This window comes from Psychromonas sp. Urea-02u-13 (assembly GCF_002835995.1).
GTDB lineage: Bacteria > Pseudomonadota > Gammaproteobacteria > Enterobacterales > Psychromonadaceae > Psychromonas.
The window spans coordinates 43,307-59,110 of sequence record NZ_PJBZ01000040.1; the positions used below are offsets into that span (position 1 = coordinate 43,307).

General features: G+C 37.1%; 15 protein-coding genes and 1 other RNA gene. 5 read left to right on the top strand and 11 right to left on the bottom strand.

Going from position 1 to position 15,804, the window contains the following annotated elements; genetic code table 11:
- Nucleotides 1–46 precede the first annotated feature (46 nt).
- Nucleotides 47–718: a 7-cyano-7-deazaguanine synthase QueC gene (gene queC / locus CXF74_RS03325; RefSeq protein ID WP_101080983.1), complete on the bottom strand. Its 672-nt coding sequence runs from the start codon at nucleotides 716–718 to the stop codon at nucleotides 47–49.
- Between the two features lie 83 nt (nucleotides 719–801).
- Here queC and queE point away from each other — a divergent pair, with 83 nt between their 5' ends.
- Nucleotides 802–1,479: a 7-carboxy-7-deazaguanine synthase QueE gene (gene queE, locus CXF74_RS03330; RefSeq protein WP_101080984.1), complete on the top strand. Its 678-nt coding sequence runs from the start codon at nucleotides 802–804 to the stop codon at nucleotides 1,477–1,479.
- A gap of 70 nt (nucleotides 1,480–1,549) precedes the next feature.
- Here the strand turns inward: queE and CXF74_RS03335 are convergent, their stop codons facing one another.
- Genes CXF74_RS03335 through CXF74_RS03350 form a run of 4 tightly spaced genes read right to left on the bottom strand, consistent with a single transcriptional unit; the run spans nucleotide 1,550 to nucleotide 5,114 of the window.
- Nucleotides 1,550–2,131 (bottom strand): BON domain-containing protein, encoded by a 582-nt coding sequence (locus CXF74_RS03335; protein WP_101080985.1) that lies wholly within the window; start codon nucleotides 2,129–2,131, stop codon nucleotides 1,550–1,552.
- A gap of 9 nt (nucleotides 2,132–2,140) precedes the next feature.
- Nucleotides 2,141–2,728: a D-sedoheptulose-7-phosphate isomerase gene (locus CXF74_RS03340; protein ID WP_101080986.1), complete on the bottom strand. Its 588-nt coding sequence runs from the start codon at nucleotides 2,726–2,728 to the stop codon at nucleotides 2,141–2,143.
- A gap of 15 nt (nucleotides 2,729–2,743) precedes the next feature.
- Nucleotides 2,744–3,112 carry a YraN family protein gene (locus tag CXF74_RS03345; protein WP_101080987.1) on the bottom strand — a complete coding sequence of 123 codons (369 nt, stop codon included), beginning with the start codon at nucleotides 3,110–3,112 and terminating at the stop codon, nucleotides 2,744–2,746.
- Nucleotides 3,081–5,114 carry a penicillin-binding protein activator gene (locus tag CXF74_RS03350; protein WP_232772424.1) on the bottom strand — a complete coding sequence of 678 codons (2,034 nt, stop codon included), beginning with the start codon at nucleotides 5,112–5,114 and terminating at the stop codon, nucleotides 3,081–3,083. Before CXF74_RS03350 ends, CXF74_RS03345 begins: the two co-directional genes overlap by 32 nt.
- Before the next feature lie 111 nt (nucleotides 5,115–5,225).
- Between CXF74_RS03350 and rsmI the strand changes: the two genes are divergently transcribed.
- Together rsmI and rnpB are read left to right on the top strand one after the other, a co-directional pair.
- Nucleotides 5,226–6,086 (top strand): 16S rRNA (cytidine(1402)-2'-O)-methyltransferase, encoded by an 861-nt coding sequence (gene rsmI, locus CXF74_RS03355; RefSeq protein ID WP_101080988.1) that lies wholly within the window; start codon nucleotides 5,226–5,228, stop codon nucleotides 6,084–6,086.
- A gap of 37 nt (nucleotides 6,087–6,123) precedes the next feature.
- An RNA gene (rnpB, locus tag CXF74_RS03360) (RNase P RNA component class A) lies at nucleotides 6,124–6,501 on the top strand.
- A gap of 658 nt (nucleotides 6,502–7,159) precedes the next feature.
- Here the strand turns inward: rnpB and CXF74_RS03365 are convergent.
- The 4 genes from CXF74_RS03365 to CXF74_RS03380 form a co-directional block, all read right to left on the bottom strand.
- A complete protein-coding gene (locus CXF74_RS03365; protein ID WP_101080989.1) occupies nucleotides 7,160–8,470 on the bottom strand; it encodes a hypothetical protein in 1,311 nt (436 codons plus the stop codon).
- Nucleotides 8,471–8,472: 2 nt separating this feature from the next.
- Nucleotides 8,473–9,579, bottom strand: a complete 1,107-nt coding sequence (locus tag CXF74_RS03370; protein ID WP_101080990.1) for a nucleoid-associated protein — start codon at nucleotides 9,577–9,579, stop codon at nucleotides 8,473–8,475.
- A gap of 975 nt (nucleotides 9,580–10,554) precedes the next feature.
- Complete coding sequence (locus tag CXF74_RS03375) at nucleotides 10,555–11,478, bottom strand: sce7725 family protein (RefSeq protein ID WP_101080991.1); 924 nt, start codon at nucleotides 11,476–11,478, stop codon at nucleotides 10,555–10,557.
- Nucleotides 11,444–12,331, bottom strand: coding sequence for a sce7726 family protein (locus tag CXF74_RS03380; RefSeq protein WP_101080992.1), 888 nt, complete (start codon nucleotides 12,329–12,331; stop codon nucleotides 11,444–11,446). Before CXF74_RS03380 ends, CXF74_RS03375 begins: the two co-directional genes overlap by 35 nt.
- Nucleotides 12,332–12,636: 305 nt before the next feature.
- Here CXF74_RS03380 and CXF74_RS03385 point away from each other — a divergent pair, with 305 nt between their 5' ends.
- Together CXF74_RS03385 and CXF74_RS03390 are read left to right on the top strand one after the other, a co-directional pair.
- Nucleotides 12,637–13,911, top strand: a complete 1,275-nt coding sequence (locus CXF74_RS03385) for an AAA family ATPase (protein WP_101080993.1) — start codon at nucleotides 12,637–12,639, stop codon at nucleotides 13,909–13,911.
- Nucleotides 13,908–14,588 (top strand): HNH endonuclease domain-containing protein, encoded by a 681-nt coding sequence (locus CXF74_RS03390; protein WP_101080994.1) that lies wholly within the window; start codon nucleotides 13,908–13,910, stop codon nucleotides 14,586–14,588. The genes CXF74_RS03385 and CXF74_RS03390 overlap by 4 nt, the downstream gene beginning before the upstream one ends.
- A gap of 49 nt (nucleotides 14,589–14,637) precedes the next feature.
- Here the strand turns inward: CXF74_RS03390 and CXF74_RS03395 are convergent, their stop codons facing one another.
- Together CXF74_RS03395 and CXF74_RS03400 are read right to left on the bottom strand one after the other, a co-directional pair.
- Nucleotides 14,638–15,177, bottom strand: a complete 540-nt coding sequence (locus CXF74_RS03395; RefSeq protein WP_232772425.1) for an ATP-binding protein — start codon at nucleotides 15,175–15,177, stop codon at nucleotides 14,638–14,640.
- A gap of 143 nt (nucleotides 15,178–15,320) precedes the next feature.
- Nucleotides 15,321–15,794 (bottom strand): AAA family ATPase, encoded by a 474-nt coding sequence (locus CXF74_RS03400; RefSeq protein ID WP_157822320.1) that lies wholly within the window; start codon nucleotides 15,792–15,794, stop codon nucleotides 15,321–15,323.
- Nucleotides 15,795–15,804: the final 10 nt, after the last annotated feature.

A 15,804-nucleotide genomic window follows, 5' to 3' on the forward strand; every position in this document is an offset into this window, starting at 1 on the left:
AAGTGAATGTTCACTTTACCTTTTTTATTGATACAAGATTATAAACTTAGGCGTTTAGATCTTCGTATTCAACTGGGTCAGTAAGACCATTTTTCTCAAATGCTTCAAGACGTTCAACACAGCTACCGCATAAACCACAGGCTTTTTCACGGCCGTTATAACAAGTCCACGTTTTACCGTAATCAAGACCCATACGTATGCCATCTTTTAATATACCAATCTTATTACTGGTTAAATAAGGCGAATAAATCTCAGTAGATTCATAATTGGCAACGGCGGCTACTTCATTCATTTTCTCTACAAAAATAGGGCGACAGTCTGGGTAGATTTCATGATCGCCTGAGTGAGCACCGTAATAAACTTGCTCTGCACCAATTGAAACGGCATAACCTATCGCTAATGAAAGTAAAATCATATTACGATTGGGCACAACCGTACTTTTCATATTTTCATTTTGATAGTGGCCAATTGCAACATCAATTGAATCATCGGTCAGAGAAGAGCCACCAATAAGCTGATTAATAGCTGAGATATCAATCACTTTGTGGTTAATATCTAATTCTGAGCAGACTGAACGTGCCACATCAATCTCTTTGATATGACGCTGTCCATAATCAAATGTTAAAGCATAAGGGGTTAAACCCTCTTCAATGGCTTTATGTAAAACCGTATAAGAGTCCATTCCACCCGAGTATATAACAACGACTTTTTTTTGCATTTTGCTTGTATTTCCCACTTTATTTCATTATAAATCAGGTCAGTCATTTTGTGACCCATATCAACCGTTGAGTATAACCGCTAATGCAGAAAAATTACAAAGTAAATGAGCTATTTCAGACCATTCAAGGCGAAGGGTTTTATACTGGCGTTCCCGCTATTTTTGTCCGCTTACAAGGGTGTGATGTTGGATGTGCCTGGTGTGATACCAAGCATACGTGGGAAATTGATCCCGCTAAAGAAACATCACTTAACCTCTTAACCGATCGTAGTAATGAGTCAGATTGTTGGTCGAGTGTAAGTGCACAGGGCATTATCGATGAAATTAAGCGCTTAGGTTATACGGCAAAATTGGTGGTTATCACCGGCGGTGAACCGTGCATGTTCGATTTACGCGAATTAACGCATTTATTACATGAATTTGGTTTTCATGCTCAAATTGAAACTAGCGGGACATACCCTGTTTTAGTTGATGCTTACAGTTGGGTAACGGTTTCACCTAAAGTGAATATGCGTGCTAAGAAAGAGGTGCTGTTATCGGCACTTGAGCGTGCTAATGAAATAAAACATCCGGTAGGTACAGAGAAAGACATCGAGCAGTTAGATGCGCTTTTACAGCCTCTAAAATCGCTTAAAGACAAGACCATCTGTTTGCAGCCTATTTCACAAAAAGCCAAAGCAACGGCGCTGTGTATGCAAACCTGTATTGAGCGTAATTGGCGTTTATCGGTGCAGGTGCATAAATATTTAGATATTGATTAAAACGAATTGAACACAAGACTAAGGTGTTATTTTTAATAAAATGACACCTTAGTTTGTTTTATAGAATAGATTATTTCTCTGGGATAATTTGGAAAACTCGGTTTACACGTTTAACACCTGATATTTTACGGCTAACATTCGTCGCGTTATCTGCAGTCTCTTTATCAACCCTACCAATCAAAAACAATTCAGCATCTTCCGTCACTACTTTTATTTGGAAAGAATTAATCTCATCATGTGCCGTTAATTGGCTTTTTGCTTTGGTGGTGATCCAACTGTCTTGGCTCTGCTGTACAAAACCAATCGGTTTGCTCACACGTAGCTGGTTATAAACCTGCTTTACATTTTTTAGCGTACTAAGTTGATTACCGATCATGTTTTTTTGCACTTCATTATTTACTTGCCCGATAGCGAGTAAATAACCATTGTTGGTAATTAAACTAATACGTATATCACGATGGTTTAAATCGAGTTCGGTAATTTTATCGAGTGCCGCTAAGGCTAAATTATCATCATCTATTTGCGTTGAAATTGAGCGCTCATCACTGGTCACTGCAACCGCAGTACCTGCGACAACAATCAAGCCGCCCGCACAGCCTTGCAGTAGCAAAAAGGTTAGCAACATAGGAATAAGCGTAAATTTTATTTTCATATTGATAACTTAATGTTGAGGGAAAAGTTGTTGATCAATAAGATCACTTAAACAATTGATCACCAAAAGATGTATCTCTTCAATACGTGATCCCTTATCACTAGGCGCACGAATTTCAATGTCATCTGAACCTAACAAACCCGCTAATTCACCACCATCAACACCATTCAGCGCAATGATTTGAATCGATTTACTAAGCGCTGTTTCTACCGCTTTTATCATATTACGGCTATTACCGCCGTGACTAATAACCAGTAAAATATCGCCTTCTTGTGCAATCGCAGAGATTTGCTTTGCGTATATCTGGTCAAAATGACTATCAGTTGCAATGGCAGAAACTAACGCAGAATCGGCGGTAATTGCGATGGCAGGAAGCGAAGGGCGATCCGTTTCATATTTATTGAGTAAGTGAGAAGAAAAAATCTGTGCAAGGGCAGCTGCGCCACCATTGCCACACACTAATATCTTGTTGCCACGTACCAGTGTTGCCGTTAAAGCCAATGCAGCTTTTTCGATAGACTCAGGTAATGCCTCTGCGGCCACTATTTTGGTTTGAATGCTCTCTGCAAAGTGAGCGTGTATTTTTTCATTTATCATTTGCTTGTCTTCTCTTTATGCTTGAAACGCGTCTTTTACCCAGAGGGGTGTGTTGTCAGAGTCGTTTAAAGCGATAGCATCAAAACGGCAATAGGGCTCAGAAGTTAACTGTGTCAAATAATGGCTGGCCGTTTTGATTATTTTTCGTTGTTTGGTTTGATTGATAGAAGCTAATGCACCACCGAAATCACCGTTCTTGCGATAGCGTACCTCAATAAAAACCAAGGTATCTTCATCTAACATGATTAAATCAACTTCACCAAAACGACAATAATAGTTTTGATGAAGCAGTGTTAAACCTTGCTTACGTAAGTAAGCTAATGCTTTTTTCTCAGCTATTACACCCGTTGAATTACTCGGCTGTAATAGGCGAGGCAATTTCAAAAAGCGCTCCATCTTGGTATTTTGCCCAGCTTAGTGTCGCGTCAATATTATTGCCAGCATCTAAAGTAAGATTGCCGACTAATCCTTTATAAACAGCATCTTCACTGCTTTGTAAGTAAATTAATTGCTCAATAAGTTGGTAGCTATCAAACCCTAAAGCAAACATGCGTAAGGTAGAAAAAGACTGTCTTTTCCAAGCTTGTTGTACTTCTTTACTGAGCGCACTTTGTTGGTCTAATAAAAAAGGATTATCAGAAAACACTAAGTTTGAAAGCTCTTTATTTTGCATGTTGTTACGGTCAAAAGTATGACTGCGTGAACTGGCGTAAAGCGGTATTTTTTGTGCAAAAGGACTAACAGAAACATCGATAAAAGGTTTTAACAGAATAAGTTCATCACGTTTACTGACGATATAAATAGCATCAATATCACGGCGACTACGTACTTCAGTTTCTAGTGAGAGTCGCGTAATTGCTTTCATCTGGTTAATACGACGTTTACTTTTATTGGTTTGTAAAACATCGTCAATAAATCGACCTAGTTTTGCTTTTGACTCGAAATAATGTGCTTCTACTTGCACGTCACTTGTCGGTGTTAATGCCGCCCATTGGTCTCTGAATACCTTGGCTACACGTTTTCCGTAATTAGAATTTGGCACAATAATAAGCGGGTTTTTATGTTGATCAGCATTAATCATCATTGCCGCTTGTTTGGCCTCATCTTCAGGAGACAATGGAAATGCGTAATGCCATGAAACAGGGGTTGTTTCTGCTGGTTTCTCTTCGTCACTTGCATCCGATGCTGTTGATGCGCTTTTAGCGGTTTTCATTTTTTCAGCAAAACGATTTAACGCTAACACTGGCGTATTTTTAAGCAGAGGTAAAAGCGCGTCAATTTCTTTTTTCATCAGCGGGCCAATAACAAAGTCGATATTAGCCGCTTCTAATTGCAAGGCTAACTGTTCTGCACTGGTTTTTTGAGTGTCAAAAAAGTGCAGTTTAGGCATCTTTTTGTCTTCATCGCTTAATGATTTTTGCTGGTGGTAATAAGCATTTAACAACCCAAGTTGAATCGCTTTACCTGGTTTCTCAAAACGTCCTGAAAGCGGTAATAACACCGCAATGTTATCCGGTTGATAAGGACTAAAAGCTTCAATGTCGGTTAATACCAGTGGCATAAACGCTAAAGCAGCATGCTCGGGGTGAGCGACTTTCCATTCATCTAAGCTGCGAGTCAGACGGTTCGGGCGTAATCGGTTACTTTGATAAAGACTCGCTAGTGCATACCATCCCGCTTTAAAATCAGGGTCGATCAGTAATTTATTTTCGACCACAATAATGGGCACATCAGCGCTGATCGTTTCTGCTTCTGAAACGTTTTGTGCAGGCTCAGGTGCAGGGATCTTTTCTGCTACTTTAAAGCTGTTTAGTGTTTGTGCAGGTAAAAGTGTTAACTGCGCTAATAACAGATCATTATACGTTTGCTTATCAGCATCAACGTTTAAACGTGGTGCTAATAACAACAAGCTTTCAGAAGCTTCAAGTGGTAGCTCATTACGAATGTGTAACGCCACTTGTAGTTTTAAATAATGTACTAAATCGGTGGAACTCAACACTTGCGCATCAAGACGAGTTAATGACGTTTGTGTTTCAGGTAATTTATTCTGCGCATAAAACTTGTCTGCGATTAATAACCCTAATGTTGCCGATTGTTCAGGCGTTAAGACTTTCGCTTGCAAAGAATCAATCACCGCATCTGCCATGACAAATTGTCTTTCTTTGATCAATGCTTGTATCGCAAGAAATTGCCACGCTAAATTTGTATCACTGCCTAATTGTTCATCTTTATTAAGATAAAACGCAGAGTCAGCCTCTAACTCACTAAAAAGAGCTGGCGGAACATCTTCAGGTGCCGTTGCCGTGGTGGTACAAGCCGTCATAACAGCTACCGTTGCAATCACGGTTAAATAGCGGCTTATGCGTTTTTTTAGTAAAACGTTCAAAGTAGAGTCCTTTATATGCAGCAAAATTTCTGTATAGGTATCAATAACTATGTAGTGTAATATTGTGGCTTGCGTTAAACAATCTTATTCATTCTTTAATAGGCTAATAAAATGTCTCAACATAGCGAATCGCCATCAACTCTCCCTGCAAAACTGTATATCGTTGCCACGCCTATTGGCAATATGAGTGACATTACTTACCGTGCGATTGAAACGCTTCAACAAGTCGACCTTATTGCGGCAGAAGATACACGCCATAGTGGAAAATTACTTAGCCATCATCAAATCAAAAAACCAATGTTCCCACTACACGATCATAACGAACGTGAACGTGGAAAAGTGTTAATTGAAAAAATAAAGGCCGGTCAATCTGTTGCCTTAATTTCAGATGCAGGTACACCCTTGATTAGTGATCCCGGTTATCATTTAGTGAATGAGTGTCGTGAAAATGGTGTCGAAATTGTGCCTATTCCTGGCGCCTGTGCAACGATCGCTGCATTAAGTGCTGCTGGTTTACCAACCGATAGATTCTCATTTGAAGGTTTTTTACCAGCGAAAGAAAAAGGCAAACAAGACAAACTAACCGCATTGATTGAAGAAACGCGCACTATGGTGTTTTACGAATCACCACGTCGCATCATCGATACGGTGCAACAAGTGGTTAATGTATTAGGCGAAGACCGAAAATTAGTGATTGCACGTGAGCTAACAAAAACCTTCGAGTCTTTTTACGCATTACCTGCCATTGAGATGCTCGCGTGGTTAAAAGAAGATACGAACCATTGTCGTGGTGAATTTGTATTAATGGTAGCAGGTGCGGTTATTGATACTGATGCAATTCCTCAAGTAGCATTAAATACCCTGAAATTGTTAAAAGAACAGCTTCCGCTCAAAAAAGCAGCAGCTCTAACGGCACAAATACACGATCAGAAGAAAAATGACCTATATAAATGGGGATTAGAGAACTTATAACTTTATTCCTTAAAACGACTCCTATATAATCCGCCCCGTAGTCGGCTAAATCGTCGCCGCTTTTATTACTTACGGCTTTTGTTGTTTGTAATAGAGGGGGAGGAAAGTCCGGGCTTCATAGGGTAGGGTGCCAGGTAACGCCTGGGTAGCGCGAGCTAACGACAAGTGCAGCAGAGAGGAGACCGCCTTCTAATAACTTGTTATTAGTCGGTAAGGGTGAAAGGGTGCGGTAAGAGCGCACCGGCTAATGGGTAATCATTAGTGCAAGGTAAACTCCACCCGAAGCAAAACCAAATAGGCTTCCTGAGGCATGACCCATGCTGGAAGCGGGTAGGTTGCTTGAGCCAGTGAGCGATTGCTGGCCTAGACGAATGACGGTTCACGACAGAACCCGGCTTATCGGCTGACTACAACCATTTGAAGAACCGCTATCTCAGCAATGAGATAGCGGTTTTTTCATTTCTGGTGTTTGGTTATTTCTACTTCTATATCTATTGACTAAAAACTTTCGGGTTCCCCGATCATAATTTTAACTTACTGATTTTGTTTATATCAAGATGTGGGTGTCCTCCCTTATTACTCCCTTATTAGAATTAAAAATAAAGAATACAACCATCAAAACGACAAGACTTGATTTCATTTACGCATTGAATTCTGTAACGCTGACGCTTATTCTGGCAAGGTTTGATCTTACATTACCGTCGTTTCGCCAGAGGCGAGTTACTCTTTTCTGGCGAGCAGAAAAGAGCTCGCCCGATTATTCCCTTCATTTGATTTCAAGATTGTTTTAACCGCACCAGTGCTTACAGAACATCCATGTTCTGAAGCGCACTTACCCCTGACCTCCTGTCAGGCCTTGCTAAAACAAACTTTAAACCAAAGGGAATACAACGGGAGTATTGAAGTGTGCATTGTGTAATGACAGACGCTTTTAATTTCAGTTTTTGAAAAAGAGCTTGGAATTAAGAACAAAAGCTATAACCATCAAAACCATTTTAGTGGCGAAGTGCTAGTTAAAAAGGTTGGGTGTCCCATCTTTTTTCTTTTTTGGATATCCCGATTGGCTTTTTAAATCAGGTTTTTTGTAGGTGATGATGAAGCTTTTGCAACGCTCGGAGAATACAAATAGTTACAAGGGATACTATAATAATATATTCAATTGTTTCTTTAGAAATATCATATTTCCAACATAGAAATACAGCGCCTAATAGGCACGGAAACCATGCAATTATTCTAAATAATTGTAACCAGCTTTGTGTTATATATATATTACGGTTTGTCGTATCTTTCATATCCTTGATACGTTTTTCTAACGCTTCGGGAAAATTTAATGCCGTACCTTGGATTGCTTCAAAAACTATATATTGTGATTGCTTAACTATGCTGAATCGATTCTGTTGATTTTGTATTGAGCCGACAATAAATACTGAGGAAATAATTAACCCAAATAGTATCAAACAATCTATTAATACTGAATTGGAGGCTGGAGCCATCGCAATAATTGCAGCCAAGGAAACAGGTATAGAGAGTATCTTTCCTGTAATATCACTCATGATATTTGCGAGTTGTTCTGAAAAAGTTATTTCTGCTTCGGCTACTTCTTTTTTAGCTTTATGAAAGGCAAATCCACTTGAATAAGTTTTTAGGTTGTTTAAATATAGATCTGCAAAATCATCCCAATTCAATACTAAATAGTAAAATGCATCTTTAGGGTTATGTGATAGTGGTAAAAATTCTTTCAGGGTTGTAGAAAAAATAGTGATTTTAGCTGAATGATGGGTATCAATTGTTGAAGCTTCATCTGCGATTAGATCATCTAGAATAGAAACCTTACTCAGCTTACCCATCAATAAATCAGCTGAAGGAATCATTGCTATAACCAGTGGGGAGTCAGTCTTTTCTGCACTTAAAAAGATGAGATGATGTTCTTCAGTTAAGTCTTTTACATTATGGTAATGTGCTAGCTTGAGTAGGCTTGATATTAAGACGCAGAGTTGCTTAAGCTTTAATAAGTCCCCATGAACATCATTGCCCTTTTGGTAATAAATATCTTCGTCAAAAAGATAAAATTCAACAGGTAATTCACCTTTTTTGATATCTGAGGATTCTGATATAAGTTGTTCTATATTTTGGAAGTGACGAATCTCGCTACCAAGGTCAAATACAACAGCTAACTGTGATTCTGACACCGTTAAGTTTTCAACTTCAATCTCATTACCATCAATAAGTACTTCATCAATTTGGTAATTGTCGTTAGCCTGAACTATTTTTTTTATTAATGTGATTATATCTTCTGATGCAGGAAGAATAGCCGTAAAACCTTCTTTTAAAAAAGGCGGTTTACCGGATTTTCTATATATGTCTACAACATCAGATAAAGGCAATGTTAGTTCTCTATATCATTAATTTGAGCTAAAATTTGATCTTTTAGCTCTTGGGGTAGGTCTTTAATTATAAGCGTATCGTTGTGGAACCTGAAGCGATTACCAGTGCCTGTTCCTAAATTATTTTTCTTAAAGTTAATGCTGAAATCATCTCCTTTATGGGAAATATGAGTTAGTTTACCCAACGCAGTTTTACTGACATTAAACTCAGAAGGGATCCCTACTTCATCACTGTTTAACCTAGTGTGTAAATTTTCAATAATTTGGTCTGCTTGCTCAACATTATCTGCTGGTATATATTGTCTGGCCAAGGGTTCAATTTCAGATAGCTTGGCTGTTCGATGTACTTCTGAATCAGCGACTTCATGTAAGTATTGAACTATGTCACGCTTTATCTCTTTTTTGAATGGACTAAGCTCATCATGTTCACTAAAAAACCTTGCTGTTTCACTAACTATTTTAGTCGTTGCTGCTGCTGATGGAGAACCTGATTTACAGCCAATTGCTTTTATAAAATATCCTGCATTAGACCCTTTAGGACTGATAAAACTTAGGTAGTTTAAATCTGGAACTTCAACTTCAGGTATATTTATATACTCTAGGTATTTTGAAAAATTAATGCGTGCTGCTTGATATAGCTTACTGTCGTCTATGTATTGTAATTGTTCAATATTTAGATCTCCACTAATACTAACGCCATCTTTCTGCTTAATCATTGCAATAAGTAAAAAACGAGTACCACTTTCTGACTCATAGTCTGCAAATATAATATATCCGCCGGTTGCAAAATTAACACTAGATGCGCTTGTAAAAAGAGAAGTCATTGCACCTACTGATAAAGCATGGAAGTCATCATCATCAATGTTATTACTTTCGTAATATTCGATAAAGTTATCTGGAAAATCACCTCTACCTTCTCCCTCAACAAAAACGCCATATTGAGCACTATTGTTTTTTTGACCGTATAATTTACTAACATTTGTAATTAGCTTTATTACAGATAAGTCATCAGTAGGAAACAATTCTTCCCGGATAGTAGATTCTTGAATATCCTCATTTTTATCTTTATTTAATTTATGAATTGTTACGTAATTAAGCGAGATTGGCATTTTACATTTACTCCAAATTGAATAGTTATTATATAAACATTTAACACAAGAGTAGTAACGAAATAAATATTGAAAGCGTGATATAACTTATATGGTTTTTTGAGTGAAAAAGTCAGATAACCCATTCTTTATGTTGTCTTAAATTAAAATATTAAAGGAACATAATACTCACAATATCGGGGGTAGTCTTGCATTTTTTGTCAAATAGCTTTTTATAGGATGGAGGGGCCTGTCTTTAATATTTAACCTTTAATTGTCATCAGAAAAACTGGACATCCCATCTTTGCTTCAATGGTTGTTCGTCAAGATTAATTGTCAGAGGTTTCACCTCTTGGCGAGTCGATGATTAGACAAGAGTAAAAGAGGACATACCTTTCTTGATTCGATGGTATTAATCAAAAATAAGTTTCTGAAATAAGAACAAAACGGGATATCCCATCTTTGCTTCAATGATTATTCGTCAAGCTTAATTGGCAGAGGTTTCGCCTCTCGGCGGGTCGATGATTAGAAACCAAAACGTAGTTTCGCAGTTCTAGAGAATCATGCTTCTCAACAGCAAGAAAAAGTAACCAAAAAGTGCCGTTCCGAAACGTTTTGATACTTAGGTAACCAACAACTTCTTAACGCACCGCCTTTGAATGCACATCCCTGTGCATGCAAAGGCTAATGAAATCTTCCATGATTTCTTTTGCTAAAGTTGTTACTCACCTAAGAAAAACGTAAACGGAATCTTTGCAGCCACATTGATTCCCTATACCCGTACTCAGTCGGGATAATCCAAATTGACAGCAAACACAAGGCGGACAATAAAGTTCATCTCGTAACGTTGTGGAAATATCCATTACCTCTTAGTGGTTCAGAGTGGAAGCGGGCTATTTAAACGACTAAGGCTTAGCCGAAAAGGTTCGGGTGTCCTACCTTTTTTCTTATCTACAACGAGCCTCTAGCATTAAAGGTTGAGGCTCGCTTAAATCATTATAAGTAATTAGTGATTGTTTCAATATGATGCATCATCGAATTTTCTTTCACTGGCCCCAAATTTGGGAAGTGCCTACGAGCGTGAAGGTCAACAAACTCTTGGAACCCTGTAGTAGATTGATCTAGCTGTGGGTTTTGATTAGCAAATAATATGAGTTGATCTAATGCCTCTAGGAATTTTTGTGCTGTATAAGTTGTGGTTCCACTATTGCTAGTAGATACACAGTGCTTAATTGTGATGGAATTACTGGGTGAATCGATAAATGTAATATGGATGGCTACAGCTCTAGCTGGGCCTCCTTTTTCTGAGTATGGTTCACCAACCATTTGATAATCACCAAAACCAATTGTATTTGGTTGCTGTATGTGTGTATTAATAGTATCCGAAAAATGATATTGACCAGTAGGGTAGTCTGCATTTCGGCTTTGTGACTCAAAAGAATCATTGAGTCTAACTTGCCTTGGTAAATTAACGAAAAAGTTACTAGGTGTATTTGGGGTTATACGGACTATGTTAACTGCTGATTTTAAAGTTATATTAGGCATTAAGGTACTAGGTTGGTCTTTAAAATAAGTACTAAAGGCTTGATTGTTATTCATAAAGTAAGTGGCAAGCTGGTTGGCCGCTGTGGAGTTTTGATGACTGTAAGCAACGCAAGGGATAAATGAAAAATTCTCATTTGAGAGTTCATTAAAAAAATCAATACTATTACTGTTTTCTTTTTCACCTATGAGTGGGTTAACTATTATTAATGGTGTGATTTGATTGTTATTTAACTCTTTGATTGTAAGGTACAGAGCACTGGTGTTAGCTTTAACTGGCTCAATTATAGGTTTAATTTTATTTGAGTTTACCTTTATAGCTAACTTACGAAGTGCAGATAATTCATGGCGTTTGCCTCGTAAAAATGGAAAGTACATTTCTTTCTCCTGAGTGTGACTGAATGTCATTAGTCAGTGATGATAAAATATTGTTTTTTTCATTTCTATTGAGTTGGTAGCTAATACCGATGTTCTTTAATGACTTAGGTAGTTTATTTATAAAATTGTGATCATTAGCCCTGAATTTTCTAAGTGTTTTTTTGAAAGTTTTATTGGCTACATCTGGTGAAAGTGAAAAGTAAGCTTGTTTGCAGTAATCTTGAATGCTTGTATTTGGCATATTCGGGATTTCACCTAACAGGTTCTTTGCAATAAATAAATACTCTGGCTTGCGTAAAGTTTCGAACGTGATTTCAAAGTTGAATTCATCGCATTGAGGCGCTTCTTCAATTTTCTTTAATTGATTCCTCTTAGTTAGTTCAATAATCCCGAATGATGGAGATGCTTTATGAACTTGGTCTATTTTTTTTAGGTGAGTACTGTGCGCCACTATGTAAGTTTTATCGTATGCTTGCTTGTATGAGTTTAATTGGCTATTTAGTCTAGATAATGAATCAAATTCTGTTTTAATTTCGTAACAGGTCGAGCTACCGTTTATGAGTAGGCAATCTGCGATATTAGAGCCTGTTCTAAGCTCACTAAGCATTGATGTAGTGTTCATTGATAGGCGCCCTAAAAGGACCTTGTTGGCAATTTCATTTTTTACCACATATTCATTTCTGTAATATCTTACTAGCAAAGAATACGCTAGCTCATAAAAGTCAGCTACACATTGACTTGATGATAGCTCTTCAAAGTGTTCGATAGTTTCATGAATCGTATCTAAGTTACCAGAGGCAAGTTTTTTAAGTTCTGAGCTATGAAAAAGCTTTGCTAATAATCGGTATTTCATTAGTAATAATTTATTTGAAAATTGAATTGGAATTGTATCTCATTTATGGTGAATCCTAGAGTTTATTCTATTGTATAGCAAGGCCATATACATTTAACATTCTATCTTTTGAACACATATCTAAGCGTTTGGAATACACTCTACATAGGGTTACGCGTAGTAACTTTAATGTTTTGGGATATAGGTATACCTTCTGAAAATTAAGATGAGCGTGAATGAAATTAGTCGCACTTAATGTTTCTTGTTATCATACAGACTTATGATATATGAAAAATATTTAATAAATTTATAATTACGGGCTCAAAATGAAAATAACGAATATCAGCATTAAAAACTTTAAGAGATTTGAAGATGAATTGTTTTTATTTAACCCTAAAGTAACAGTCCTTATAGGTGATAATGGAACAGGAAAGTCAACTGTTTTAGATGCATTATCCTTTATATTGGGAACTTTCTTTTTGGGAGTTGATGGAGTGAAATCTCGCCCTTTGAGCAATTCAGAAAAAAGAAGGGTTATTGCTTCACCTGAAAGCGTTGAAGTTCAATTACCATTTTGCATCGGTGTAGAGCATTCTTTAGATAATATAAATTATCAATGGAAAAGAAGTACTAACAAAGTTCGTAGCGGTGTAACAAGCCAAAAAGAAGCTAGAGACTTAATTAATAAAGCTAAAGATCTAACTGAAAGAGTTCGAAATGGTGAGGAGGTTAACCTCCCATTGATTGCATACTATGGAACTGAAAGATTATCTGAGCAATTTCAAAAAAGCGCATACGCTAAAAAAAGCTCTAGGCTTGATGGATATTATAGTGCTCTAGATCCAAGATCATTTGAACAAAAGTTTTTATCTTGGTTTAAAACATTTGAAGATAGTGCTCTGAAATTCAATAAAGACAAAACTCTCTATAATGCTTTTATTTCAGCTATTAAAAATATGATTCCAGAGTGGAAAAATGTAGTATTCAGTTGGGAAGCTGATGATATGTTGTGTCAAGTTGAGTCGGGAGATTGGGTTGCATATAAGACTTTAAGTAGCGGATACAAAAATGTTGTTCGACTTACTGCTGATATCGCTTACAGAGCTATAAAATTAAATCCTCACCTTGCTGATATGGCTGTTTTAAGTACAAGTGGTGTAGTTCTGATTGATGAGCTAGACATGCATTTGCATCCAAAATGGCAAAAAACAATTATTGAGGATTTAAAACGAACGTTTCCCAAAATTCAATTTATTGTAACGACTCATTCGCCATTTATTATTCAATCTCTAAAAACTGATGAAGTTCTTAATTTAGATGGTGGAGAAGTTATTGATCCATTTATGAAAAGTATTGATGATATTGCGGAAGAGGTTCAGCAAATAGAAATACCTCAAATGAGCAATAAGAAAAAAGCTATGCTTACCTGCGCAAATGAGTATTTTGATAAGCTTGATGAATTAGAAAAGTCCAATGTAACGGAAGATCAAATACTTGAAATAAAGAATAGATTGGATGAAATTTCTGCTCTTTATGAAGATAACATGGCATATGTGGCTTTTTTAGAAAGGAAACGCTTAATAACGGAAAGCAAGCTGTGAGGCCTATAAAAAGAGGGCCTGTTCCTCAAGGTTCTGATGGGGAAAATAAAGTTTACACTCAATACGGACAAGCTAAAGATGACTTAAAGAATTCCATCGGCCATTTTTGTTCTTATTGTGAAATGAATATTTGCAACCAATCTGATATTGAACATGTACAACCAAAATCGAGCAATGAAGTTTTAATTAATAGTTGGAGTAATTTCTTACTCGCTTGTAAAAGTTGTAATATCATAAAGTCAGATAATAATGACGACCGAGATGGTTATGTATTTCCTGACGAACATAATACTTCATTTTTATTTGAATATAATGAGTCTGGTATTTCTGTGAAAGATGATCTACCTGAAGAAGTAAAAACATTAGCGCTGGCTACATTTAATTTGGTGAGTTTAAATAGAAAGAAAGATACAGCTGGAAGGACAGATGATAGGGCTTTTGCAAGGTTAAAGTCATGGCAAAAAGCTCAAGTTTCCTTAAATGATTTTTTGGAATTACCTAATGAGCCAGCAATGGTAAGGCAGACTGCTAGATCTTGTGATGGTTTCTTTTCAATGTGGTTACAAGTTTTTTCGCAATACCCTGAAGTGAAAAGACTAATTTTAGAGGAAGTCAAAGGGAGTGCTATGGAGTGCTATGATGCTCAGGTAAAGCCTATTGAGAGATTGGAACGTTAATATAAAAGGGTGTCCTTACCGTACTACTGATAATGTTTTATGTAATTACTTAAATAAACCCAATACTATTGCTTGTACTCTTTCTCTTATTTTCTGATTTTAATACCCCAATACATTCGTGTCCAAGAAGCTTGTTAGCTGTTATTTTTTGACGCCTAGCTAAGATAGAGAAGTCGCCGGGAGTAAGGATTTTTAGGGGATTAAGCTGTGACGTTATTGCTTTCGTTAATGTCTTTGATTTAGTCGTTTGTTTGTAAAGTAGGTGCACTTGCACTTGCTCTTGCTTCAAAAAGTCAAATGACAGCTTATAATCAAACCGCCTCATCACTGCTTTATCTAATCGCTCTGCAAAGTTAGTAGCGGCAAAAAAAGGCTGATTAAAGCATTCCATATGTGTGAGCAGTTCATTAACTTGCTGTATCTCATGGCTTTGACTCAAGCCTGGTCTATCTAATAACAAGCTGTCGACTTCATCAAAGAAGAGAATGCAGTTGTCGTGATCTGCTTGTTGAAATATCCTCGCTATATTCTTCTCACTTCCTCCAACATACTTATCTAACCTGAATTCTGGATAAGCAACGCTCCCCAATACTGCTATTTTGGCGCCTATCTTCGTTAAATTAACTCAGAATAGCCAGCTATTCACTTCTCAATTTGCCTCGATAATCACAAAAATTTCAGCACTGGCTGACAGTGCATCATTACATTATAAATATTCAGTTAAAGCGCTCATTAACCGGAACTCAGGTTATCTAACACATCTGAGCATCGTATCGTGCGTAACTCCTTCCCTGCTTGCTCTGCTAAGTGATGAACTAAAGCCGTTTTACCAGTCCCTGATGGGCCCAGTAATAACACTCGTACATCACAATGCTTAGTGATAGCACCTTCAATCTCATCGATAGACTGATTACCTTCTTTCAAGTTAATAAATTCAGTGGAGAAGGGGATCTGTGATTTGTACACTTGGTGGGTAGAATCATAACCACATGCTGTTAATACATTCGTGATCGATGTTTCGATTGACTGTTCGGCCACTTTTCCTTTTTGCTTGATGCTTTTGCTGATAAAGGATGCATTGGTGATATGAGAGGGGGCTATATTGTCATTCCTCAAGATCTTCTCTTTAAATGATTTTGAGATGCTTAACCCTTTAAAGCTTGTATCGAGTAGCTTGCTCATGATGCGTTTATCAGGTATTTCCACATTAACTATA